Origin of the sequence: Microbacterium sp. NPDC056057 (assembly GCF_042266945.1) — a bacterium.
In the GTDB taxonomy this organism is placed as follows: domain Bacteria; phylum Actinomycetota; class Actinomycetes; order Actinomycetales; family Microbacteriaceae; genus Microbacterium; species Microbacterium trichothecenolyticum_C.
Map to the genome: position 1 here is coordinate 468,848 of NZ_JBHJWS010000001.1, position 20,374 is coordinate 489,221.

At 69.0% G+C, this 20,374-nt stretch carries 22 protein-coding genes and 3 tRNA genes; 13 read left to right on the forward strand and 12 right to left on the reverse strand.

Annotation, left to right across the window (positions count from 1 at the left end):
* Nucleotides 1-46: 46 nt before the first annotated feature.
* A complete protein-coding gene (locus ACFC1K_RS02030; RefSeq protein ID WP_137845695.1) occupies nucleotides 47-253 on the reverse strand; it encodes a cold-shock protein in 207 nt (68 codons plus the stop codon).
* 374 nt (nucleotides 254-627) lie between these two features.
* Here ACFC1K_RS02030 and ACFC1K_RS02035 point away from each other — a divergent pair, with 374 nt between their 5' ends.
* The gene (locus ACFC1K_RS02035) at nucleotides 628-1,260 is read left to right on the forward strand and encodes a GntR family transcriptional regulator (protein WP_375870226.1); all 633 of its coding nucleotides are present in this window, start codon (nucleotides 628-630) and stop codon (nucleotides 1,258-1,260) included.
* A gap of 46 nt (nucleotides 1,261-1,306) precedes the next feature.
* Nucleotides 1,307-1,798 (forward strand): GNAT family N-acetyltransferase, encoded by a 492-nt coding sequence (locus ACFC1K_RS02040; protein WP_310286884.1) that lies wholly within the window; start codon nucleotides 1,307-1,309, stop codon nucleotides 1,796-1,798.
* Between the two features lie 58 nt (nucleotides 1,799-1,856).
* On the opposite strand, the gene ACFC1K_RS02045 is transcribed toward ACFC1K_RS02040, so the two are convergent.
* Nucleotides 1,857-1,940 (reverse strand) — tRNA-Leu (locus tag ACFC1K_RS02045).
* Nucleotides 1,941-2,098: 158 nt separating this feature from the next.
* Here ACFC1K_RS02045 and ACFC1K_RS02050 point away from each other — a divergent pair.
* From ACFC1K_RS02050 to pknB, 7 genes are all read left to right on the forward strand, one after another.
* Nucleotides 2,099-2,842, forward strand: coding sequence for an FhaA domain-containing protein (locus ACFC1K_RS02050; RefSeq protein WP_375870227.1), 744 nt, complete (start codon nucleotides 2,099-2,101; stop codon nucleotides 2,840-2,842).
* Nucleotides 2,839-3,378, forward strand: a complete 540-nt coding sequence (locus ACFC1K_RS02055) for an FHA domain-containing protein (protein ID WP_375870228.1) — start codon at nucleotides 2,839-2,841, stop codon at nucleotides 3,376-3,378. Before ACFC1K_RS02050 ends, ACFC1K_RS02055 begins: the two co-directional genes overlap by 4 nt.
* An 18-nt stretch (nucleotides 3,379-3,396) precedes the next feature.
* Nucleotides 3,397-4,635, forward strand: coding sequence for a PP2C family protein-serine/threonine phosphatase (locus ACFC1K_RS02060; protein WP_375870229.1), 1,239 nt, complete (start codon nucleotides 3,397-3,399; stop codon nucleotides 4,633-4,635).
* Entirely contained in the window at nucleotides 4,632-6,026 is a 1,395-nt protein-coding gene (locus ACFC1K_RS02065; RefSeq protein WP_310286877.1) for an FtsW/RodA/SpoVE family cell cycle protein, read from the forward strand. The genes ACFC1K_RS02060 and ACFC1K_RS02065 overlap by 4 nt, the downstream gene beginning before the upstream one ends.
* Nucleotides 6,027-7,487: a penicillin-binding transpeptidase domain-containing protein gene (locus ACFC1K_RS02070; protein ID WP_310286875.1), complete on the forward strand. Its 1,461-nt coding sequence runs from the start codon at nucleotides 6,027-6,029 to the stop codon at nucleotides 7,485-7,487.
* Nucleotides 7,484-9,193: a serine/threonine-protein kinase gene (locus ACFC1K_RS02075; RefSeq protein ID WP_375870230.1), complete on the forward strand. Its 1,710-nt coding sequence runs from the start codon at nucleotides 7,484-7,486 to the stop codon at nucleotides 9,191-9,193. Before ACFC1K_RS02070 ends, ACFC1K_RS02075 begins: the two co-directional genes overlap by 4 nt.
* Nucleotides 9,194-9,287: 94 nt before the next feature.
* On the forward strand, nucleotides 9,288-10,982 hold the full coding sequence (gene pknB, locus ACFC1K_RS02080) for a Stk1 family PASTA domain-containing Ser/Thr kinase (RefSeq protein WP_375870231.1): 1,695 nt from the start codon (nucleotides 9,288-9,290) through the stop codon (nucleotides 10,980-10,982).
* Between the two features lie 25 nt (nucleotides 10,983-11,007).
* On the opposite strand, the gene ACFC1K_RS02085 is transcribed toward pknB, so the two are convergent.
* From ACFC1K_RS02085 to ACFC1K_RS02095, 3 genes are read right to left on the reverse strand one after another with little or no spacing between them, the layout of a single operon-like run.
* The gene (locus ACFC1K_RS02085) at nucleotides 11,008-11,649 is read right to left on the reverse strand and encodes an anthranilate synthase component II (protein ID WP_375870232.1); all 642 of its coding nucleotides are present in this window, start codon (nucleotides 11,647-11,649) and stop codon (nucleotides 11,008-11,010) included.
* On the reverse strand, nucleotides 11,646-11,834 hold the full coding sequence (locus ACFC1K_RS02090; protein WP_375870233.1) for a hypothetical protein: 189 nt from the start codon (nucleotides 11,832-11,834) through the stop codon (nucleotides 11,646-11,648). The genes ACFC1K_RS02085 and ACFC1K_RS02090 overlap by 4 nt, the downstream gene beginning before the upstream one ends.
* Nucleotides 11,834-12,631, reverse strand: coding sequence for a class E sortase (locus ACFC1K_RS02095; RefSeq protein WP_375870234.1), 798 nt, complete (start codon nucleotides 12,629-12,631; stop codon nucleotides 11,834-11,836). The genes ACFC1K_RS02090 and ACFC1K_RS02095 overlap by 1 nt, the downstream gene beginning before the upstream one ends.
* 55 nt (nucleotides 12,632-12,686) lie before the next feature.
* Here ACFC1K_RS02095 and ACFC1K_RS02100 point away from each other — a divergent pair, with 55 nt between their 5' ends.
* The gene (locus ACFC1K_RS02100; RefSeq protein ID WP_045301992.1) at nucleotides 12,687-12,926 is read left to right on the forward strand and encodes a cell division protein CrgA; all 240 of its coding nucleotides are present in this window, start codon (nucleotides 12,687-12,689) and stop codon (nucleotides 12,924-12,926) included.
* A 165-nt stretch (nucleotides 12,927-13,091) separates the two neighbouring features.
* On the opposite strand, the gene ACFC1K_RS02105 is transcribed toward ACFC1K_RS02100, so the two are convergent.
* Nucleotides 13,092-13,982, reverse strand: a complete 891-nt coding sequence (locus ACFC1K_RS02105) for a rhomboid family intramembrane serine protease (protein ID WP_310286865.1) — start codon at nucleotides 13,980-13,982, stop codon at nucleotides 13,092-13,094.
* Nucleotides 13,983-14,069: 87 nt separating this feature from the next.
* Nucleotides 14,070-14,642 (reverse strand): peptidylprolyl isomerase, encoded by a 573-nt coding sequence (locus ACFC1K_RS02110; protein WP_310286864.1) that lies wholly within the window; start codon nucleotides 14,640-14,642, stop codon nucleotides 14,070-14,072.
* Nucleotides 14,643-14,741: 99 nt separating this feature from the next.
* On the opposite strand from ACFC1K_RS02110, the gene ACFC1K_RS02115 reads away from it, so the two are divergent.
* Nucleotides 14,742-15,257, forward strand: a complete 516-nt coding sequence (locus ACFC1K_RS02115) for a DNA helicase (RefSeq protein ID WP_310286863.1) — start codon at nucleotides 14,742-14,744, stop codon at nucleotides 15,255-15,257.
* Nucleotides 15,250-15,747: a YbaK/EbsC family protein gene (locus ACFC1K_RS02120; protein ID WP_310286861.1), complete on the forward strand. Its 498-nt coding sequence runs from the start codon at nucleotides 15,250-15,252 to the stop codon at nucleotides 15,745-15,747. Before ACFC1K_RS02115 ends, ACFC1K_RS02120 begins: the two co-directional genes overlap by 8 nt.
* A 9-nt stretch (nucleotides 15,748-15,756) precedes the next feature.
* Here the strand turns inward: ACFC1K_RS02120 and ACFC1K_RS02125 are convergent, their stop codons facing one another.
* The 3 genes from ACFC1K_RS02125 to ACFC1K_RS02135 all read right to left on the reverse strand — a co-directional run bounded on the left by ACFC1K_RS02125 (nucleotide 15,757) and on the right by ACFC1K_RS02135 (nucleotide 16,429).
* Nucleotides 15,757-16,197 carry an NUDIX hydrolase gene (locus tag ACFC1K_RS02125; RefSeq protein ID WP_375870235.1) on the reverse strand — a complete coding sequence of 147 codons (441 nt, stop codon included), beginning with the start codon at nucleotides 16,195-16,197 and terminating at the stop codon, nucleotides 15,757-15,759.
* A 74-nt stretch (nucleotides 16,198-16,271) separates the two neighbouring features.
* Nucleotides 16,272-16,344: transfer RNA gene (locus tag ACFC1K_RS02130), tRNA-Ala, on the reverse strand.
* A gap of 11 nt (nucleotides 16,345-16,355) precedes the next feature.
* Nucleotides 16,356-16,429: transfer RNA gene (locus tag ACFC1K_RS02135), tRNA-Ile, on the reverse strand.
* A gap of 86 nt (nucleotides 16,430-16,515) precedes the next feature.
* On the opposite strand from ACFC1K_RS02135, the gene ACFC1K_RS02140 reads away from it, so the two are divergent.
* Nucleotides 16,516-17,229, forward strand: coding sequence for a VIT family protein (locus ACFC1K_RS02140; RefSeq protein WP_310286857.1), 714 nt, complete (start codon nucleotides 16,516-16,518; stop codon nucleotides 17,227-17,229).
* A gap of 66 nt (nucleotides 17,230-17,295) precedes the next feature.
* Here the strand turns inward: ACFC1K_RS02140 and ACFC1K_RS02145 are convergent, their stop codons facing one another.
* Together ACFC1K_RS02145 and gyrA are read right to left on the reverse strand one after the other, a co-directional pair.
* Entirely contained in the window at nucleotides 17,296-17,700 is a 405-nt protein-coding gene (locus tag ACFC1K_RS02145) for a DUF3566 domain-containing protein (protein WP_045301979.1), read from the reverse strand.
* Entirely contained in the window at nucleotides 17,697-20,342 is a 2,646-nt protein-coding gene (gene gyrA / locus ACFC1K_RS02150) for a DNA gyrase subunit A (RefSeq protein WP_375870236.1), read from the reverse strand. The genes ACFC1K_RS02145 and gyrA overlap by 4 nt, the downstream gene beginning before the upstream one ends.
* Between the last annotated feature and the right edge of the window lie 32 nt (nucleotides 20,343-20,374).

The window sequence follows — 20,374 nt, forward strand, 5'->3', positions numbered from 1 at the left end:
GATGGGATACCGCGGCTTCGACCGCGTGAAGCGATCGGTCCGCCGATCAGATCGGGCGGATGTTCTCGGCCTGGAGGCCCTTGGGTCCCTGCGCGATCTCGAACTCGACGCGCTGGTTCTCCTCGAGGGAGCGGTAGCCGCTCGACTCGATTGCGCTGTAGTGCGCGAAGACGTCTGCGCCACCCTCATCGGGAGCGATGAAGCCGAATCCCTTTTCCGAGTTGAACCACTTGACGGTGCCCTGCGTGCTCATTACTTGCCGTTCTTCGTTGATCTCGTCGCGATTGCGGCGATTGCATCCAACGTAGTGAAGAGGCGGGCGCGCGGCGAGACCCAGTTGCGAAGGTGACACAAATGTTGCACAGCGACTGTTGACGAGACAGGGACCATCGTCCGCCCGGGCTGAGCTTGGCTCGAAAGCCCGGGCGTCGACGGATCCCCCCGGATAGGCCACGTCGTAACGTGGACAGGGAACATCGTACCGATATATCAGTGCAAGAGCGAGGCCGGTTTCCTCAGCGTTTCCGCATGTTCCGATGGGGTCCCACGGCCCTCTCGGCGGCCTCCTCAAGGCGCGCTCAAGCGGGTCTATGCACGTGAATCCTCCGGCGTACACTGGTGCCACTCATGAGTGCCCCCTTCGTCCCGCTCGAGCCGAGCCGCGCCGTCCTCGGAGACGAGGTGTACGCGCGCCTGGGCGAAGCGATCCTCGACGGGCGGCTCGCCCCCGGCGAGCGTCTGCGCGACCAGGAGCTGGCGGAATGGCTCGGCGTCTCGCGCACTCCGGTGCGCGAAGCACTGCAGCGGCTGGAGCGGGCGGGCCTGGTCGAGGTGTCGCCCCATCGGTACACACGGGTGTCGCACCCCAACCAGCAGAACGACACCGTCGAGCTCGTCGCCTTCAACATGGGCCTGGCCGTGCGCATGGCGTCGGCGCGCGCCGACGCCGACGCCCTCGGGCTCGCGCTGGAGCGCCTGGACGACGTCATCGCCGCGTCCCGCGAGAACGACGCCGATGCTCTGGCCGTCGCCAGCCACTCCTTCTTCTCCGTCGTCACGCGCGCGAGCGGCAACCTCGCCCTGCGGCAGTTCGTCCGCGAGTACGAGTTCGCGATCCGGCGCGACATGGTGGGCTGGCGGCCGTTCATCGAATGCCCGATCGGCCGCACCGCCGCCTACGAGGAGTTCCGCGAGGCGTTCGCCTGTCGCGAGGCCGATCGCGCCGAATCCCTGCTCCGCCGCATCCACGGCCTGAACTGACACCCGCCCTTCCTCGGTGACGGATGCCGCGGCTACCGTGAAGCGCGTGAACCACATCGATCTGCGACCGCTGGACGACGACGACCTCGACGCCGTCTTCGAGATGATGCGCGACCGTGAGGCGATCGCCATGGCCGCGTTCACCGCGGAGGATCCGGACGACCGCGCGGCCTTCGACGCGTGGATCGAACGGCAGCGTGCGATGGCCGACGTCCTCTCCTTCGTGGTCACCGAGAACGGCGGATTCGCCGGGACCGCGGCATCCTTCACCGTCGACGGCGACCGCGAGGTCACCTATTGGATCGCCCGTCACGCGTGGGGCCGGGGCGTCGCGACCGCAGCGGTGCGCCACCTGATCTCGCGCGAGCCCATCCGGCCGCTGTTCGCCCGCGTGGCCGCCCACAATGCCGCCTCCATCGCCGTGCTCACCAAGGTCGGCTTCACGGAGGTGTCGCGAAACGTCGACTTCGCCCCGGGCGTCGGCCGCGAGATCGAGGAGATCGTCTTCGCACTGCCGCCCGCCCTCGACGGCGCGTAGCTCCGTGGTGTGGGCACAAAAGAAGAGGACCCCCTCTCGGGAGTCCTCTTCTGCGCTGTGCGCGAGGGGGGAGTTGAACCCCCACGCCCTTTCGGGCACTGGCACCTGAAGCCAGCGCGTCTGCCTATTCCGCCACTCGCGCGAGCCGTGGGATCCGGAGATCCCGCGAAACTCAACTTCCCGAGGATATCATGCGTCGCGGCCCCTTCCGAACTCACCCTGGTCGGGGGCGCGATCCATCACGGGTACAGCCTGTGCAATTAGCATGTAGCAACCGGCACCCCCCTCAAGAGGAGCTCCGTGGGACTACTTGACAGCTTCGAGAAAGGTCTGGAGCGCGCAGTCAACAGCGCGTTCGCCAAGACCTTCCGCAGCGGCATTCAGCCTGTCGAGATCGCATCGGCCCTGCGCAGCGAACTCGACAAGAAGGCTGCGGTCGTCAGCCGCGACCGCATCCTCGCGCCGAACACGTTCACGGTGCGCCTGTCGCCCGCCGACGACGACCGCATCTCGGCGCTCGGCGATGCGCTCCTGCACGAGCTCGACACGCTCGTCCACGCACACGCCAAGGCACAGGGGTACTCATTCGCAGGTCCGGTGACGATCGCGATCCGCCGCGACGAGGAGCTGTCGACCGGCACCCTCCGCGTCGAGTCGTCGACGGCGCAGGGCGGCCGCGTCTCGTGGCGCGGCGTCGTCGACGTCGAAGGCCGTCGCATCCCGCTGACGAAGTCGCGCACGGTCATCGGCCGCGGCAGCGACGCCGACATCACGGTCGCCGACTCGGGCACCAGCCGCAAGCACGTCGAGATCCTGTGGGACGGCGAACGCGCCATGGTGCGTGATCTGGGCTCGACCAACGGCACGATGCTCGACGGCCGCAAGGTGACCGAGGCGGCGCTCCCGCCCGACGCGACCGTGCGCATCGGCCGCACCGACATCGTGTTCCGCGTCGTCGCACAGGCGAGCGCGCCGCGGCCCGCAGCATCCGTCGACGATGCCACGAGGGCATTCGACGCGCAGGAGAGGGGCCCGCTGGCATGAGCGAGCTCACCCTGCTGCTGCTGCGCATCGGGTTCCTGGTGCTGCTGTGGGCGTTCGTCTTCGCCGTCGTCTACTCGCTGCGCGCCGACCTGTTCGGTGTGAAGGTGAGGCGGATGCCGGATGCTGCGGCCGCCGCAGCGGGCGCGCCGGTGGCGTCGGCTGCCGCCGCTTCGTCGGCGACCGCGCCCGTCGCGCCGGCGGCGCCCGCTCCGGTGACCAAGCCCGGCGGACCCGCCACGACCGCCACCGCGTCGCGCATCGTGATCACGAGCGGACCCAAGACCGGCCTCGAGCTCCCGCTGGGGAACGAGCCGCTCACGATCGGCCGCTCGAGCGAGTCGGGACTCGTCGTGCGCGACGACTACACGTCGAGCCACCACGCACGCCTGGTGCTCTGGGGCGACCAGTGGATGATCCAGGATCTCGACTCGACGAACGGCACGTGGCACGACGGTGCCCGTGTGACCGCCCCGGTCCCCGTGAACCTCGGCGCCCCGATCAAGGTCGGCGCGACGACGTTCGAGCTGCGGAAGTAGCGGGCGGACCCCTCGCACATGGTCTTCCAGGGCTCGAGCGCCGCGATCTCGCACACCGGCAAGGTGCGCTCCAACAACCAGGACTCCGGGTACGCCGGCTCCAACCTGTTCGTCGTGGCCGACGGCATGGGCGGTCACGCCGGCGGCGACGTCGCCTCGAGCCTCGCGATCTCGCGTCTGGAGGGTCTCGACCGCCCGTTCGACTCGACCTCCGAGGCGGAGCGGGCGCTGCGCGACGCGATCTCGGATGCCGCGGTCGACCTCGTCGACACGGTCGGCGTCCGGCCGGAGCTGGCCGGCATGGGCACCACGGTCAGCGCGCTGATCATGGTGGACGACTACGCCGTGATCGCCCACATCGGCGACTCGCGCATCTACCTGTACCGCGACGGCGCCCTCACGCAGATCACCACGGACCACACCTTCGTGCAGCGCCTCGTCGACTCGGGCCGCATCACGCCCGAAGAGGCGCGGTACCACCCCCGCCGCTCGGTGCTCATGCGCGTGCTCGGCGACATGGACACCGACCCCGAGCTCGACACGTTCATCATGCCGACCCAGCCCGGCGACCGCTGGCTGCTGTGCTCGGACGGCCTGTCGGGCGTGGTCGACGACCCTCACACGTCCAAGGCGCTCGGGCTGGGTCTCGCCCCGGGACGCACGGCCGACAACCTGCTGAAGCAGGCGCTGGACGGCGGCGCCCCCGACAACGTCACGATCGTCATCGTCGACGTCGGCGGGCAGCATCCGCTCTTCTCGGGAACGCCCACCATCGTGGGCTCCGCGTCCAACCCGGTCGGCGTCGAGGTGCCCGCGGCCGCGCCGCGGCGTTCGAGCTGGCTGCACCCGAACCGCCAGGCGGCGAACGAGCCGACGCACTTCGAGCCGGCGCCGGAGTTCCTCGAGGAGCTCATCGAGGAGGACCGCCGACGGGCACGTCGCCGCCGCGTCGGCTGGATCGCCGGCGTCGCGCTCGTGCTCGTGATCATCGCCGGAGCCGCCTGGATCGGCTATCAGTGGACGCAGACCCGGTATTACGTCGGCGCCGACGAGGACACCGTCGTCATCTACCAGGGCGTGCAGCAGGGCATCGGGCCGATCTCACTGTCGACCCCGTACGAAGACACCGGGATCCCGCTCGATTCGCTCTCGGACTTCGCCCGTGCGACGGTGGAGCAGACCATCTCGGCGAACTCCCTGTCGCACGCGCGGCAGATCGTGTCGGGAATCAGCGACCTGGCGGGAGGCGGCGGATGAGCGCCTCCACAGGCACGCCGACCGACGCGGTCTCGACCGACACCGCCGTGGTGCGGGCCCTCCGCCGCATCAGGGTTCCGCAGACGCAGCGCAACCGCGAGCTGGCGCTGCTGATCTTCGCGTTCGCGATCAACGGCTCGGCGATCGCGCTCGTGCAGCTCGGCTCCGAGGGCGTGATCGACTGGACGTTCCTCGTCTACTGCGGCGGGCTCACCGCCCTGGTCATCGCGCTGCACATCCTGCTGCGCCTGCGCGCCCGTGCCGCCGATCCGTTCGTGGTCCCGATCGCGACGCTTCTCACCGGGCTCGGTCTCGCGATGATCTACCGGCTCGACCTGTACTGGGACCGCCACGGGTGGGACGCGTTCTCGACGCGGCAGCTCGCGTGGGCGGCGATCGCGCTGGTCGCGGCGATCCTCGTGGTGCTGTTCCTCAAGAACTACCGCGTGCTGTTCCGGTACACGTACATCTTCGGCTTCGTCGGCATCGTGCTGCTGATCCTGCCCGTGATCCCGGGCCTCAGCGGCGGCGGCAACGCCGACGTGTGGGTCGACTTCGGCTTCTTCACGTTCCAGCCGGGTGAGCTCGCGAAGATCGCGCTCGGCATCTTCTTCGCGGGCTATCTCGTCCGCACGCGCGAGAGCCTGACCTCGACGGGCACGCGCTTCCTCGGCATGACCTGGCCGCGCGCCCGCGAGCTCGGCCCGCTGCTCGTGATCTGGCTCGTGTCGCTCGGCATCATCGTGCTGCAGCGCGACCTCGGAACCGGTGTGCTCATCTTCGGCATGTTCGTCGCGATGCTCTACGTCGCCACGGGCAAGACCAGCTGGGTGCTCATCGGCGTCGTGCTCGCGGTCTCGGGCGCGTTCCTCGCGTCGCGGATCCTGCCGTACGTCGGCGCACGGTTCAACAACTGGCTCGACGCGTTCAACCCGGAGCTGATGGACAACTCGAGCTACCAGCTCGTCAACGGCATCTTCGGCATGGCGAACGGCGGACTGCTCGGCACCGGCCTCGGCCAGGGGCGGCCGTACCTCACGCCCGTCGCGGAGAGCGACTACATCCTCCCGGCGCTGGGCGAAGAGCTCGGGCTCATCGGCGTCTTCGCGATCCTGTGCCTGTACATGGTGTTCACGAGCCGCGGCATCCGCATCGGCCTCGCCGGGCAGGACGACTTCGGCAAGCTCCTCGCGACCGGCCTCTCGTTCACGATCGCGCTGCAGGTCTTCATCATGGTCGGCGGCGTGACGCGTCTCATCCCGCTCACCGGCCTGACGACACCGTTCCTCGCGGCCGGCGGTTCGTCGCTGGTGGCGAACTGGATCATCGTCGCCCTGCTGCTGCGCATCTCGGATGCCGTCCGCAGCCGGCCGAGGGTGGTGATCGGCTAGATGACGAAAGAACTGAGGCGGCTCAGCATCCTGATGCTGATCATGTTCCTCGCGCTGTTCGGCTCGACGAGCTGGATCCAGGTGATCCAGACCGACGAGCTCGCCGCGAACCCCGCGAACCGCCGGGCGCTCTACGACTCGTACGAGGTCCAGCGCGGATCCATCATCGCGAGCGGTTCGGCCATCGCGTCGTCGGTGCCGTCCGGCGACCTGTACAGCTGGCAGCGCGTGTACACGGATGCCGACATGTGGGCGCCCGTCACCGGCTACATCAATCCCGCCCTGAACTCGGCGACCGGCATCGAGCAGGCGATGAACCAGGAGCTCAGCGGCACGGCGGGATCACAGTTCCTGTCGCGCGTGGAGCGCATCTTCACCGGGCAGCCGCCGCGCGGCTCGAACGTCGTGCTGTCGCTCGACGCCGACGTGCAGCGCGCGGCCTACGAAGCGCTGGGCGACCTGCAGGGCGGCGTCATCGCGATCGAGCCGTCGACGGGCCGCATCCTGGCGATGGTGACCAGCCCCAGCTACGACACGAACGTGCTGGCCTCGCACGCCACCGGCGAGGTGAACGCCGCGTACGACGCGCTGGTCGCCGACCCGGGCAAGCCGCTGTCGAACCGCGCGATCGCCGGCGACCTCAACCCGCCGGGCTCGACCTTCAAGCTCGTCGTCGCCTCCGCGGCTCTCGCCTCGGGCGACTACACGCCCGCGTCGACGCTCCCGAACCCCGCGACCTACCAGCTGCCGCAGTCGTCGAGCGTGGTGCACAACGCGAGCGGCGGCACGTGCGGCGGCGGCGACACCGTCACCCTCGCCGACGCGCTGCGGCTGAGCTGCAACATCCCGTTCGCGGAGCTCGCCGTCGAGCTCGGCGACACCGCGATCCGCGAAGAGGCCGAGAAGTACGGCTTCAATCTGTCGTTCGAGCTGCCGCTCATCTCCACGCCCTCGGGCTATCCGCGCACGATCCAGGACGACGCGCAGACCGCGCTGAGCGGCTTCGGCCAGGGTCAGGTCACGGCGACGCCCCTGCAGATGGCGATGGTGTCGGCCGGCATCGCGAACGGCGGGATCGTGATGAACCCGCGCATGGTGGATCGTGTGATCGGCCCGGATCTGTCCGTTCAGAAGACCTTCGACGACAGTGAATTCGGGCGTGCCCTCGACACGGGACTGGCGGACGAGCTGGTGGCGATGATGGTCGCCAATGTCAGTGACGGTGCTGCGTCGGGTGCAAGAATAGACGGGGTCGACGTGGCCGGAAAGACGGGTACCGCGGAGAACACGGGCGATGAGCCGTACACGCTCTGGTTCACCGGGTTCGCACCCGCCGACAACCCCGAGGTCGCCGTCGCCGTGGTCGTCGAAGACGGCGGCAGGCAAGGACAATCGGGCAGCGGCAACACCATCGCCGCTCCTATCGCGAAGAAGGTCATGGAGGCGGTGCTGGGACGATGAGACCGACGCAGGGCGTGACCTTCGGCGGCCGTTACGAACTCGATTCGCGCATAGCGATCGGCGGCATGGGCGAGGTGTGGGAGGCGACAGACCACGTCATCGGACGAACTGTCGCCATCAAGATCCTCAAAGACGAGTACATGGGCGATCCGGGCTTCCTGGAGCGCTTCCGTGCCGAAGCCCGCCACGCGGCGCTCGTCAACCACGAGGGCATCGCCAGCGTGTTCGACTACGGCGAGGAGAACGGCAGCGCCTTCCTCGTGATGGAGCTCGTCCCCGGCGAGGCGCTGTCGACGATCCTCGAGCGCGACGGCTCCCTGTCGACCGACAAGACGCTCGACATCGTCGCGCAGACGTCCGCCGCACTGCAGGCCGCGCACGCCGCGGGCCTCGTGCACCGCGACATCAAGCCCGGGAACCTCCTCATCACGCCCGACGGGCGCGTGAAGATCACCGACTTCGGCATCGCGCGCATCGCCGACCAGGTGCCGCTGACCGCCACCGGCCAGGTCATGGGCACGGTCCAGTACCTGTCGCCCGAGCAGGCGTCGGGGCACCCGGCTTCCCCGGCCACCGACATCTACTCGCTCGGCATCGTCGCGTACGAGTGCCTCGCTGGCAAGCGTCCGTTCACGGGCGAGTCGCAGGTCGCGATCGCGATGGCGCAGATCAACGAGCAGCCGCCCGCGCTGCCGGCGACAGTCGCCGTCCCGGTGCAGAACCTCGTCATGGCGATGATCGCCAAGAAGCCCGAGGAGCGCCCCGCGTCGGCTGCCGCCGTCGCGCGCGCCGCCACGGCTCTCCGCCGCGGCGATATCGCGGCCGCCGCCGCAGCCGTCCCGGCGATCGCGGGCGCCGCGGCCGCAGGCGACGCCGCCACGCAGCTGCTCGCCTCCGGCTCCGACACCTCCGCGGCGACCCGACTCATGCCCGCTCCGGGCGAGGAGCCCGCCGAAGAGACGACCGAGAAGAAGAAGCGCAGCCCGTGGACGTGGCCGCTGATCGCGCTCATCGCGCTGCTGCTGCTCGTGCTGATCGGAACGATCTGGGCCGTGGTCGCGAACTCGGGCAACGAGCCCGCGCCCGACCCGACGAAGTCGTCTGCGTCGCCGTCCGCGACGCCGACCGACACGCCGACGCCGACGCCGACCACGGCGAACGTCGTCGCGGACGACTACGTCGGCAAGGACTGCGCCGCCGCGTCGGCCGCGCTCGACGCGATCGGACTCGGGGCGAGCTGCCAGGAGGGCAACGCCGCGCCCGACGAGGGCAGCGTGGGCAAGATCTACAGCGTCTCGCCGACGGGCAACGTGCCGAAGGGCACGATCATCGAGCTGACGGCGTACGCCGGTCAGACCCCGATGCCGGCGCCCTCGACCCCGACGTTCCAGGGATCACCGGCGACGGTCGAGCCCGGCGACCCGCTCACCGTGATGTGGGACGGCTACACGTGCCCCTCCGGCACCGGCTCGGTGAGTTCTTACACCTTCACGGTGCAGAACGGCACGATCGCCAACGGCCCGAACTTCCCGCAGAACGCGCGCAGCGCGACGGTGACGGCGGGCGATACGGCCGGTCAGACCGTGATCGTCACGTACACCGTCACCTGCAGCGGCGGCACGGCGGGCAACCGCACGTCGGGCGCATCCGGCGAGGCGACCGTGCTGATCGAGGCCGCTGCCCCGATCCCGACGCCCACGCCGTGAGCTTGGCTGAGTGAGTCCTCCGAGCGGGTCGTACGGCACGTGCGACCCGCTCGGGCTCGGCTAGTGTGGCTGATGTTCCAGGCAGGGAGTGACCGTGACAACTGAGCCGCGCGTGCTTTCGGGGCGCTATCGCATCGATGAGCCGATCGGCCGGGGCGGCATGGCGAGCGTCTTTCGCGGCTACGACCTCACGCTCGGCCGCGAGGTCGCGATCAAGATCCTCGACCGCGAGCTCGCCGACGACAACGCGTTCCGCACGCGGTTCCGCCTCGAGGCGCAGGCTGCCTCGCGCATGGCCCATCCGACGATCGTGCGCGTCTACGACGCGGGCGAGGACTCCCTGACCGCTCCGGACGGCACGGTGCGTCCGGTGCCCTTCATCGTCATGGAGCTCGTCAAGGGCCGGCTCCTCAAGGAGATCATCTCCGCGGGCCCGGTTCCGGTGACGGATGCCGTGCGCTACGTCGACGGGATCCTCGAGGCCCTCGAATACTCGCACCGCGCCGGTGTGGTGCACCGCGACATCAAGCCGGGCAACGTCATGGTCACCGACGCCGGCCAGGTCAAGGTGATGGACTTCGGCATCGCGCGCGCGGTGTCGGACTCGTCGTCGACGGTCGCCGAGACGACCCAGATCCTCGGCACCGCCGCGTACTTCTCGCCCGAGCAGGCAAAGGGCGAGCCGGTCGACGCCCGCGCCGACGTGTACTCGACGGGTGTGGTGCTGTACGAGCTCCTCACCGGGCGCCAGCCGTTCCGCGGCGAGTCGCCCGTCGCGGTGGCGTACCAGCACGTCAGCGAGGCGCCGGTGCCGCCGTCCGAGGTCAACGACACGGTGCCCCGGGCACTGGACACGGTCGCCCTGCGCGCCCTCGCGAAGGACCCGTTCCAGCGCTACCAGGACGCCGCAGGCTTCCGCGAGGCCCTCGACGCGACGGTCGACGGCCGGCAGCCCTCCAAGCGCCAGGTGGGCGCCCTCACGAGCGAGCTGTACGGGCCCAACCCGCGGCAGGCCGCCGAGACCGCGCGATCGCTCCGCCAGCTCAGCACCGACACCACGATGAAGCGCACGCAGGCCGGTCCGCCGGTGGCGTGGATCTGGGCGGGCGTGGCGCTGCTCGCCGTGCTGCTCATCTCCCTGCTGTTCTGGGTGCTCACGATCCAGCCGCGCGACGACCTCCCGGGCAACGTGCGCGAGGTGCCCAACGTGTCGGGCATGACCTACGAGCGCGCGAACGACACCCTCGCCGAATCGGACCTCCGCGCGATCCGCGTGGACGAGGAGAGCACCGACGTCGCCGCGGGCAACGTCATCCGCACCGATCCCGAGGCGGGGACCTCCGTCACGCCCGATCAGCAGGTGAAGGTCTACGTGTCGACCGGGCAGCAGATGTCGACGGTTCCGACGCTCACCGGCCTCGGACAGGATGCCGCGACCTCGGCCATCACCGGCGCCGGGCTGCAGCTGGGCACCGTCACGCAGCAGAACGACAAGGATCTCGCCGCCGGCACGGTGATCTCGAGCAACCCCGTCGACGGGGCGAGCGTGCCCACCGGCACGATGGTGAACCTCGTCGTCGCCTCGGGCCGCGTGGCCATCAACGACGTGCGCGGCTACACCGTCGATGCGGCGACTCGTGAGCTCGAGAGCCTCGGCCTCACGGTGATCCCGGCGGAGGACCCGAGCTGCGCGGGCTCCACCCCGCCGACGGTGTCGTCGCAGTCCCTCACGCCGGGTGACGTCCCGGTCCACTCCGAGATCACGCTGACCTACTGCACGGGCGCCTGACCCGCAGGGCTCGCGACCCCGGGCGTCAGCGCCTCGGGCTCAGCGCAGCGCCGCGGGACGCGGCATCCGTGTATCCGATCGATGCGAGCCAGTTGCCGAGCAGGCGGTAGCCGCCCTCGGTCAGCACGCTCTCGGGGTGGAACTGCACCCCGAGGATCGGCGCGGTCCGGTGGGCGACGCCCATGATCACCCCGCTCGCCGTGCGACTCGTGACGACGAGGTCGTCGGGGAGCGTCTCGGGCACGATCGCGAGCGAGTGGTAGCGCGTGGCCGTGAACGGGTCGGGCAGCCCGGTGTACAGGAGCGAGCCGTCGTGGTGCACGAGCGAGGTCATGCCGTGCATGAGCTCGGGCGCGTGATCGACCGTGGCTCCGTACGCCTCGCCGATCGCCTGGTGACCGAGACAGACACCCAGGAGAGGGATGCCGCCGGCCGCCGCCGCGCGGACCACCTCGATCGACGCGCCGGCGTCGGCGGGAGTGCCGGGGCCGGGGGAGACGAGGACACCCGGCCGGCCCGCGACGTCGCGCGACGGATCGGTGAGGGCATCCGCCTCGACGAGGTCGGTGTCGGCGCCGAGTTCGTGAAGGTACCCGATCAGGGTGTGCACGAAGCTGTCGTGGTTGTCGACGACGAGGATCGGCGCCGACGTGGAGCGGTCGGTCACGACAGCGACGTGAGAGTCGACGCCCCGGGCAGGGTGACCGTGACCTCCTGCGGGTTCACGAACTGACTGACCCACGGGAAGGCGTAGAAGAGGAGGCCGTACAGGACCGCGGCGATCAGCACGAGCAGGATGAGGACCCGCACCCACCACGGGCCGGGGAGGATCCGCCACAGACCCGCGTACATCAGGCCACCGCCTGGAGGGAGGCAGGCTCCTCGCCCGACGCCGTGCGGGGGGTGAACGACTCGAACACGCCGTACGCCACGATGCGCTCGGTCATCGCGTACATCGGGCTGCAGCTGGTCAGCGTGATGTAGGCGGTGCCTGCGGGGACGTCCATCTGCTGCGGCACCGGCAGGAGCACCTCGACCTCGTTCGGCTTGACGTACTGGAGCGTGCGGAAGCGGTACGTGTACCAGCCCTCCTGCGTCTCGACGACGATCGCGTCGCCGACGTGCAGATCGGCGATGCGGTTGAAGGGCTTGCCCCACGTGGTGCGGTGCGCGGCAAGGGCGAAGTTGCCGGCCTCGCCCGGCATCTTCGTTCCGGGGTAGTGCCCGATCCCGATGGGGTCGAGCGTACGGGCGCGTGTGACGCCGCCGGCCATCGGCACGGCGTAGTCCGCGCCGAACCGCGGGATCCGCATGATGGCGAACGTCTGTCCGTCGGCGGGCTCGGTGAGCACGGGCGGAGGCGCAGTGACGGGCACCACCTCGGGGTCGGTGCCGGCGTCCGTCGGCGCGGGTGCGGGACTCTGCTCCTCGTACTGCGCCTGCCACTCCTGCGAGAGCTCCGTGCCCTCGGCGTTGCGCTCGGCGCCATAGATGAGGTCGCCCACCCAGAGCTGCCACACGACGTAGAGGAGCACGATGACGCCGGCGGTGATCAGGACCTCGCCGATGACGCCGACGACCGACGTGCGCCGACGCGGGGTTCGAGTCCCGCGGGCAGCTCGCCTCGGGCCGGGCAGCGCGTCATCCACAGGTGGATTCTAATCAGGGCGGGCTGTGGCGTGGCTGGCAGTTAGACTCTTGTGCATGGCACGACCCGGCAAAGACGACGACTCGCTCGTCGAGCGCGCAGAAGGCGAAGCCGCACCCAACCCGGTGTGGTTCAAGCCGATCATGATCGGACTGATGCTCATCGGTCTGGTGTGGATCCTCGTCTTCTACCTGAGCGGCATGGCGTTCCCGATCCCCGACATCGGGGCATGGAACCTCGTGATCGGCTTCGGCATCGCCTTCATCGGCTTCCTGATGACGACGCGCTGGCGATAAGCGACACTTCGAAAGAGAAACCCCGGTCTACGACGACCGGGGTTTTTCCGTGTCCGGATGCTGCGGATCCGGCCGATCCGGAGTTGTTAACAAGTCTGTTAACATCTGTGAATTACACCGGTGTGATTCTCCCCAGGGTGTGGATGAGCCTGTGGATAACTCTGTTCAGAGGATCACGAGCGCCGGAAAGAAGACCGGCACGAACAAGAGCGCCACGAGTCCCGCGCCGACCGCGACGAGCAGCCCGATCTGCAGTCCGCGCTGGCGGACGGCGCGCGTGCGCGTGTAGATGAATGCCACGAGCAGACCGACGACGAGCCCGCCGACGTGCGCCTGCCACGAGACGTTGAATCCGGGAATGAACCCGATCACGAGGTTGATTCCGAGCACGAGCGCGATGCCGGCGATGTTCGCGCCGATGTGCCGGCCGATGACCAGGAGCGCTCCGAAGAGGCCGAAGATGGCTCCGGATGCCCCGACCACGGGCGTCGTGAACGACAGGAGCGTGACGGCGACCGAGCCGCCGAGTGCGCTCAGGAGGTAGAGCGTGAGGAAGCGCCAGCGGCCGAGGAGCGGCTCGAGACTGCGTCCGATCATCCACAGGGCGAGCATGTTGAGTCCCACATGCCAGATGCCCGAATGCACCAGAGCGACGGTGAGCAGACGCCAGGGCTGGGAGGTGCCCCGGAACTCGGGGTAGAGCAGCGGCGCCCAGTAGTACAGCGCGTCCTGGATGGCGCCGCCGACGCCCGGGATGAGCGTGAGGAGGTAGACGAAGGCCGTGATCGCGATGATCGAGTAGGTCACGATGGGCCGGCCGGAGGACGCCGACATCGCACGAGGGCGCGACCACCGCCGTTCGGCCTTCTTCTGCGCCGGCGACTGCGCCTTCTGCTGGTCGCGGAGGCACTCCGGGCAGATGACCCCGACGGCGCCCTGCGTCTGGCACTCCGGGCAGATCGTGCGCAGGCACCGCTGGCACAGCACGAAGCTCTGCCGGTCGGGATGCCGGTAGCAGAAGTTGTCGCGGTTGCGCTGGAAGTCCTGCGTGCTCACGGGGGACCCGTCTCTGTCTCGCCTGGGCTCAGGGATGCGGATGGCCCGGGGCAGCAGTCGCCGCCCCGGGCCCGATGACGCTCGCGCTCAGACCGCGGCGACGTCGATCGACTCGATGACGACGGGCTCGACCGGGCGGTCGCCCGCCGCCGTCGGCACCTCGGCGATCGTGTCGACGACGGCCTTCGATGCATCGTCGACGACCTCGCCGAAGATCGTGTGCTTGCCCTGCAGCCACTCCGGTCCGCGGCCGCCCTGGCCGGGGACGGTGATGAAGAACTGCGAGCCGTTGGTGCCCTCGGGCTGGCCGGTGATCGCGTTGCGGCGCAGACCCGCGTTCGCCATGGCGAGCTTGTAGGGAGCGGTGAAGGTGAGCTCGCCGCTGATCTCGTCGTTGAAGTTGTAGCCCGGACCGCCCACGCCCTGACCGAGCGGGTCGCCGCCCTGGATCATGAAGCCCGAGATGATGCGGTGGAAGATGACGTCCTTGTACAGCGGGCCTTCGCCCGGCTTGCCGGTCGCCGGGTGCGTCCACGCCTGCGAACCGTCGGACAGGCCGACGAAGTTCTGCACGGTGCGAGGAGCCTGGTCGCCGAACAGGTTGACGACGATGTCGCCGTAGTTGGTGTGGATCGTTGCGACAGCTGTGTGAAGCGGCATTCCTACATTGTCTCAGAGTTCCCTGCAACCCCTCCCGTCTCAGCGGTGGTCTGGCAAGATGATGAAGAGACCGACATCCCCACCACAGGGAGGGCAACCGTGAGCGTCAGCCGCAAGCGCAAGAAGGAACTCGAGAAGCTGCAGAAGCAGGCCGGAAACCTCTGGGAGGCCCAGCAGGTTCTGGTCGGGGAGGCCGCGACCGTCGCCCGCGAGGCGAGCCGTCAGCTCGGTCACTACGGTCGCGAGCAGGTCAAGCCGCAGGTGCAGGCCGGGTACGACAAGTACGCCGCCCCCTATGTCGACAAGGGCAAGAAGGTCGTGAACAACACGGTCATCCCCGCAGCGGGCGCCGTCGTCGGCTCCGCCCTGTCGGTGTGGGACGCCGCCAACGAGCAGCGCTCGCACCTCGCCGCCGGACGCGGGTTCACCGTGCCGTCGTCGTGGGCGAAGGCCGCGCCGGTTCCGGCGAAGAAGGGCATCGGCGCCGGCGGCGTGATCGCCATCATCCTCGGCATCGCCGCCGCGGTGGGCGTGCTGTACGCCGCGTGGCAGACGCTGCGCGCCGATGACGAGCTCTGGGTCGCGGACGACCCGCTGCGCGCACCGGATGCCTGAGCCCACCACGGGTGAGGCTCTGACGGGCGTCGACCGCGTTCGCGCGGCGGCGGCCGAGCGCGGCCTCGAGGTCGAGATCCGGGAGCGTCCGGCGGCGAACAGCCTGCCGGAGGCTGCCGCGATCCTCGGCATCCCGCCGTCGGGCATCGTGAAGACGCTGGTCGTCAAGCGCAGCGACGACACCTATCTGTTCGCCCTGATCCCGGGCGACCGTGCGATCTCATGGCCGAAGCTCCGCGCCATCGTCGGCGTGAACAAGCTCCAGCTGCCGGATCCTGCCCGCGCTCTCGCGGCGACGGGCTACGAGCGGGGGACCATCGTGCCGCTCGGCAGCACGCACGACTGGCCGATCTACGCCGACGCCGAGATCGCGGGGCAGCGCATCGCGATGGGGGCCGGCGCCCACGGCTACAGCATGTTCGTCGACGCCGACGCGCTCATCGCCGCCTACGGCGCGACGGTCGCCGACATCTCGCAGCCCATCGACTGACGGCATCCCTCAGTCCGGGGACGGCAACTCGATCCCTGCCATCTCGAGGGCGATGTCGACGAGTTTGACGCGCTGCAGCGCGCGGACCTCGGGGAGCGTGAACCACTCGGCGCGATCCGTCGACCCGTCGGTCTCGTTGCGCAGTCGCCCGCCGGTGATGCGGGCACGGTAGACGATGCGCAGCGTGTGCAGCGGCAGGTCCGCGCCGGGCTTGAGGCGGCGCCCCGGCGGGATCACGCGGGAATGGATGCCGAGGAGCCCGTCGAGCTCGACCCGGTAGCCGGTCTCTTCCTTGACCTCGCGGCGCGCGGCGCTCTCGGGGTCCTCGCCGGGCTCGAGGCCGCCGCCGGGCATCGTCCACGCGGCGCGACGGCCCTCGTTCCAGTGGGCGAGCAGGATACGGTCGTGATCGTCCATGATCACCGCGTAGGCCGCGACGCGCAGGTCCATGCTTCACCCTAACTGCGCGGGGCTCGTGGACGAACGCAAGAAGCCGGTCCCTCTCGGAACCGGCTTCGTGGCTGTGGAGCCTAGGAGATTCGAACTCCTGACATCCTGCTTGCAAAGCAGGCGCTCTACCAACTGAGCTAAGGCCCCGGGGCTTACGGTGGGGCTACCAGGACTTGAACCTGGGACCTCTTCATTATCAGTGAAGCGCTCTAACCGCCTGAGCTATAGCCCCGTCTGCTGCGGAAACTGCGCTCCGCAACCTCCAAGACTTTACCCGACGAATCGCGAATCACCGAATCGGGCTGGTTGACTGGGGTCGTGACAGAGATTTCCCATCCTGGTGAACCGCACGGGGTCCGGCTGGGGGAGCGCCTCAACTGGCTCCGCGCCGGTGTTCTGGGCGCGAACGACGGCATCGTCTCGGTCGCGGCGCTGGTCGTCGGCGTCGCAGGCGCGACGACCGACACCGCGGCACTGTTCACCGCCGGCATCGCCGGCCTCGTGGGCGGTGCCATCTCGATGGCGCTCGGCGAGTACGTCTCGGTGAGCAGTCAGCGTGACTCGGAGCGGGCGCTGATCACCAAAGAGCGCGGGGAACTGCGCGACATGCCCGAGGAGGAGCTCGACGAGCTCACCCAGCTCTACCGCGACCGGGGACTGTCGGATGCCACGGCTCGTCAGGTCGCCCTCGAGCTGACCGCACACGACGCGCTGTCGGCCCACCTCGAGGTCGAGCTGCACATCGACCAGAACGACCTCGTGAACCCGTGGCACGCGGCGATCTCGTCAGCCATCTCGTTCACGCTCGGCGCGCTGCTGCCGTTCCTCGCGATCCTGCTCCCGCCGCCGGAGTGGCGCGTGCCGGTCACCTTCGTGGCGGTGCTCATCGCTCTGGCCGTCACGGGCACGGTCTCGGCGCACCTCGGCGGCGCGGCGAAGGGGCGGGCCGCGATCCGCCTCGTCATCGGCGGCGCGCTGGCCCTCGTCGCGACGTGGCTCATCGGCACGCTGCTCGGGACCACGGTGGTTTGACGCACAAACGCCGAGCGCCGTCATCCGGGATCGAATCCACGGATGCCGGCGCTCGGGCGTCGTGCGTCAGTTCGAGGTGAAGCCGACCAGCAGGCCGCCCGTCACCTTGACCGCAAGGTTGTAGATGCCCGCGATCACGGCGCCGAGCACCGTCACGACCACGAGGTTCAGGATGGCGACGACCGCCGAGAAGGCCAGCACCTGCGGGAAGCTCACGAACTGCGACAGCAGGATGCTGCCGTCGGAGAAGCTCGAGAAGAACTCGTCGGCCTTCGCGATCAGGCCGGTGGTCTGCACCACCAGGAAGACCATCACGAAGGCCACCACCGTCACCACCGCGATGGCGATCGCGGCGAGGAACGACAGCTTCACCGCGGACCAGAAGTCCACGTACACCAGACGCAGGCGAACCTGCTTGGCGCTGGTCTTGTGACTCGATTTCTTGGCGAGCTTGTCGGCTACCGTGCTCATGCGTCAGTGCTCTCTTCGGGGGTCGGGGGCGAGGCATCCGATCCGAGGGTGTCCGTCGACTGGGGGGTCTCGGACGACGGTGCTGCATCGGCGCCGTCGGTGGCTGCATCCTCGGATTCTTCTGCGAGGCCCCGTTCGCCGTTGCGCGCGATCGCGATGATGCGATCGTCGTCGCTGGATCGGGCGAACACGACACCCATCGTGTCTCTACCCTTGGCGGGGACCTCGGCCACGGCAGAGCGTACCACCTTGCCGCTGGCAAGAACCACCAAGACCTCGTCGTCGTCGGAGACGATGAGACCGCCCGCGAGATCGCCGCGATCCTCGCTCAGCTTGGCCACCTTGATGCCCAGTCCGCCGCGGTTCTGCATGCGGTACTGGTCGACCGCCGTGCGCTTCGCGTACCCGCCTTCGGTCACGACGAAGACGTACCCGTCGTCGGCGGCGACGGATGCCGACAGCAGGCTGTCGCCGGCGCGGAAGTCCATTCCCTTGACGCCCGAGGTCGAGCGGCCCATGGGGCGCAGCGCCGAATCGGTCGCCGAGAAGCGCAGCGACATGCCGTGGCGGCTGATGAGGAGGATGTCGTCGCCCTCATCGACCAGCAGCGCACTGACGACCTCGTCGTCAGGGCCGGCCTCGGCCTCGTCACCCTCGTCGGGCACCTGCCCGCGGAGCTTGATGGCGATGATGCCGCCCTGGCGGTTGGTGTCGTACTCGGTGAGGCGCGTCTTCTTGACGAGGCCGCTGCGGGTCGCGAGCACGAGGTACGTCGCGACCGAGTAGTCGCGGATGTCGAGGATCTGGGCGATCTCCTCATCGGGCTGCAGCGCCAGGAGGTTGGCGACGTGCTGGCCCTTCGCGTCACGCCCGGCCTCCGGCACCTCGTACGCCTTCGAGCGGTATACGCGGCCCTTGTTGGTGAAGAACAGCAGCCAGTGGTGCGTCGTGGTGACGAAGAAGTGCTCGACGACGTCGTCGGCGCGCAGCTGCGCACCCTTGACGCCCTTGCCGCCGCGGTGCTGCTGGCGGTAGTTGTCGCTGCGCGTGCGCTTGATGTAGCCGGCGCGCGTGACCGAGATGACCATCTCCTCTTCGGGGATCAGGTCTTCCATCGACATGTCGCCGTCGAATCCGTGGAGGATGTGCGTGCGGCGCTCGTCGCCGAACTTGTCGACGATCGCCGTGAGCTCCTCGCGGATGATGTCGCGCTGGCGCTGCGGCGTGGCCAGGATCTCGCGGTAGTCGGCGATCTGCAGCTCGAGCTCTGCCGCCTCGTCGATGATCTTCTGCCGCTCGAGGGCCGCGAGACGGCGCAGCTGCAGCTGGAGGATCGCGTCGGCCTGCGCTTCGTCGACGTCGAGGAGCTTCTGCAGACCCTCGTTCGCCTCCTGCGCGTTCGGCGACCGGCGGATGAGCGCGATGACCTCGTCGAGCGCATCGAGCGCCTTCAGGTACCCGCGCAGGATGTGCATGCGCTCTTCGGCCTTGCGCAGGCGGTAGCTGGTACGGCGGACGATGACGTCGATCTGGTGCTCGAGCCACAGAGTGACGAAGCCGTCCAGCGACAGCGTGCGCGGCACGTTGTCGACGATCGCCAGCATGTTGGCGCCGAAGTTCTCCTGCAGTTGGGTGTGCTTGTACAGGTTGTTCAGCACGACCTTGGCGACGGCATCCCGCTTCAGCACCACCACGAGGCGCTGACCGGTGCGGTCCGAGGTCTCGTCGCGGATGTCGGCGATGCCGGTGATCTTGCCGTCACGCGCGAGGTCGCCGATCTTGACCGCGAGGTTGTCGGGGTTGACCTGGTACGGCAGCTCGGTGATGACCAGGCAGGTGCGGCCCTGGATCTCTTCGATCGACACGACGGCACGCATCGTGATCGAGCCGCGGCCGGTGCGGTACGCCTCACGGATGCCCTTGGTGCCGAGGATCTGCGCGCCGGTCGGGAAGTCCGGACCGGGGATGCGCTCCATGAGCGCCTCGAGCAGCTCTTCGCGCGACGCCTCGGGGTGCTCGAGCGCCCACAGTGCGCCGGCGGACACCTCGCGGAGGTTGTGCGGCGGGATGTTGGTCGCCATGCCGACCGCGATGCCGACGGAGCCGTTGACGAGCAGGTTCGGGAAGCGCGCCGGGAGCACCGTCGGCTCCTGCGTCTGACCGTCGTAGTTGTCGTGGAAGTCGACAGTGTCTTCTTCGATGTCGCGCACCATCTCGAGCGCGAGCTGAGCCATCTTGGTCTCGGTGTACCGCGGGGCGGCGGCGCCCATGTTGCCGGGCGAGCCGAAGTTGCCTTGACCCTGCGCGAGCGGATAGCGCAACGACCACGGCTGCACGAGACGGACGAGGGCGTCGTAGATCGCGGTGTCACCGTGCGGGTGATACTGACCCATGACCTCGCCGACGACGCGCGCGCACTTCGAGAACGACTTGTCGGGACGGAACCCGCCGTCGTACATGCCGTAGATCACGCGGCGGTGCACCGGCTTCAGGCCGTCGCGCACGTCGGGCAGCGCGCGGCCGATGATGACGGCCATCGCGTAGTCCAGGTAGCTGCGCTGCATCTCGAGCTGCAGGTCCACCTGGTCGATGCGGCCGTGGTCGTGCTCGGCGTTCGCGTCGGGACGTTCGTCTTCTGCCATGTCTTCTATCTCGTCTTCTTTGTGAACCGCGG

What these genes read in the sequence shown, in the direction of transcription:
- ACFC1K_RS02075 (WP_375870230.1), top strand. Translation starts at nt 7,484, where the DNA reads ATGAGACCGACGCAGGGCGTGACCTTCGGCGGCCGTTACGAACTCGAT.
- ACFC1K_RS02090 (WP_375870233.1), bottom strand. Translation starts at nt 11,834, where the DNA reads ATGTACGCGGGTCTGTGGCGGATCCTCCCCGGCCCGTGGTGGGTGCGG.
- ACFC1K_RS02060 (WP_375870229.1), top strand. Translation starts at nt 3,397, where the DNA reads ATGGTCTTCCAGGGCTCGAGCGCCGCGATCTCGCACACCGGCAAGGTG.
- ACFC1K_RS02065 (WP_310286877.1), top strand. Translation starts at nt 4,632, where the DNA reads ATGAGCGCCTCCACAGGCACGCCGACCGACGCGGTCTCGACCGACACC.
- ACFC1K_RS02030 (WP_137845695.1), bottom strand. Translation starts at nt 253, where the DNA reads ATGAGCACGCAGGGCACCGTCAAGTGGTTCAACTCGGAAAAGGGATTC.
- ACFC1K_RS02125 (WP_375870235.1), bottom strand. Translation starts at nt 16,197, where the DNA reads ATGGACCTGCGCGTCGCGGCCTACGCGGTGATCATGGACGATCACGAC.
- ACFC1K_RS02145 (WP_045301979.1), bottom strand. Translation starts at nt 17,700, where the DNA reads ATGAGCACGGTAGCCGACAAGCTCGCCAAGAAATCGAGTCACAAGACC.
- ACFC1K_RS02035 (WP_375870226.1), top strand. Translation starts at nt 628, where the DNA reads ATGAGTGCCCCCTTCGTCCCGCTCGAGCCGAGCCGCGCCGTCCTCGGA.
- ACFC1K_RS02055 (WP_375870228.1), top strand. Translation starts at nt 2,839, where the DNA reads ATGAGCGAGCTCACCCTGCTGCTGCTGCGCATCGGGTTCCTGGTGCTG.
- ACFC1K_RS02070 (WP_310286875.1), top strand. Translation starts at nt 6,027, where the DNA reads ATGACGAAAGAACTGAGGCGGCTCAGCATCCTGATGCTGATCATGTTC.
- ACFC1K_RS02120 (WP_310286861.1), top strand. Translation starts at nt 15,250, where the DNA reads ATGCCTGAGCCCACCACGGGTGAGGCTCTGACGGGCGTCGACCGCGTT.
- ACFC1K_RS02100 (WP_045301992.1), top strand. Translation starts at nt 12,687, where the DNA reads ATGGCACGACCCGGCAAAGACGACGACTCGCTCGTCGAGCGCGCAGAA.
- ACFC1K_RS02110 (WP_310286864.1), bottom strand. Translation starts at nt 14,642, where the DNA reads ATGCCGCTTCACACAGCTGTCGCAACGATCCACACCAACTACGGCGAC.
- gyrA (WP_375870236.1), bottom strand. Translation starts at nt 20,342, where the DNA reads ATGGCAGAAGACGAACGTCCCGACGCGAACGCCGAGCACGACCACGGC.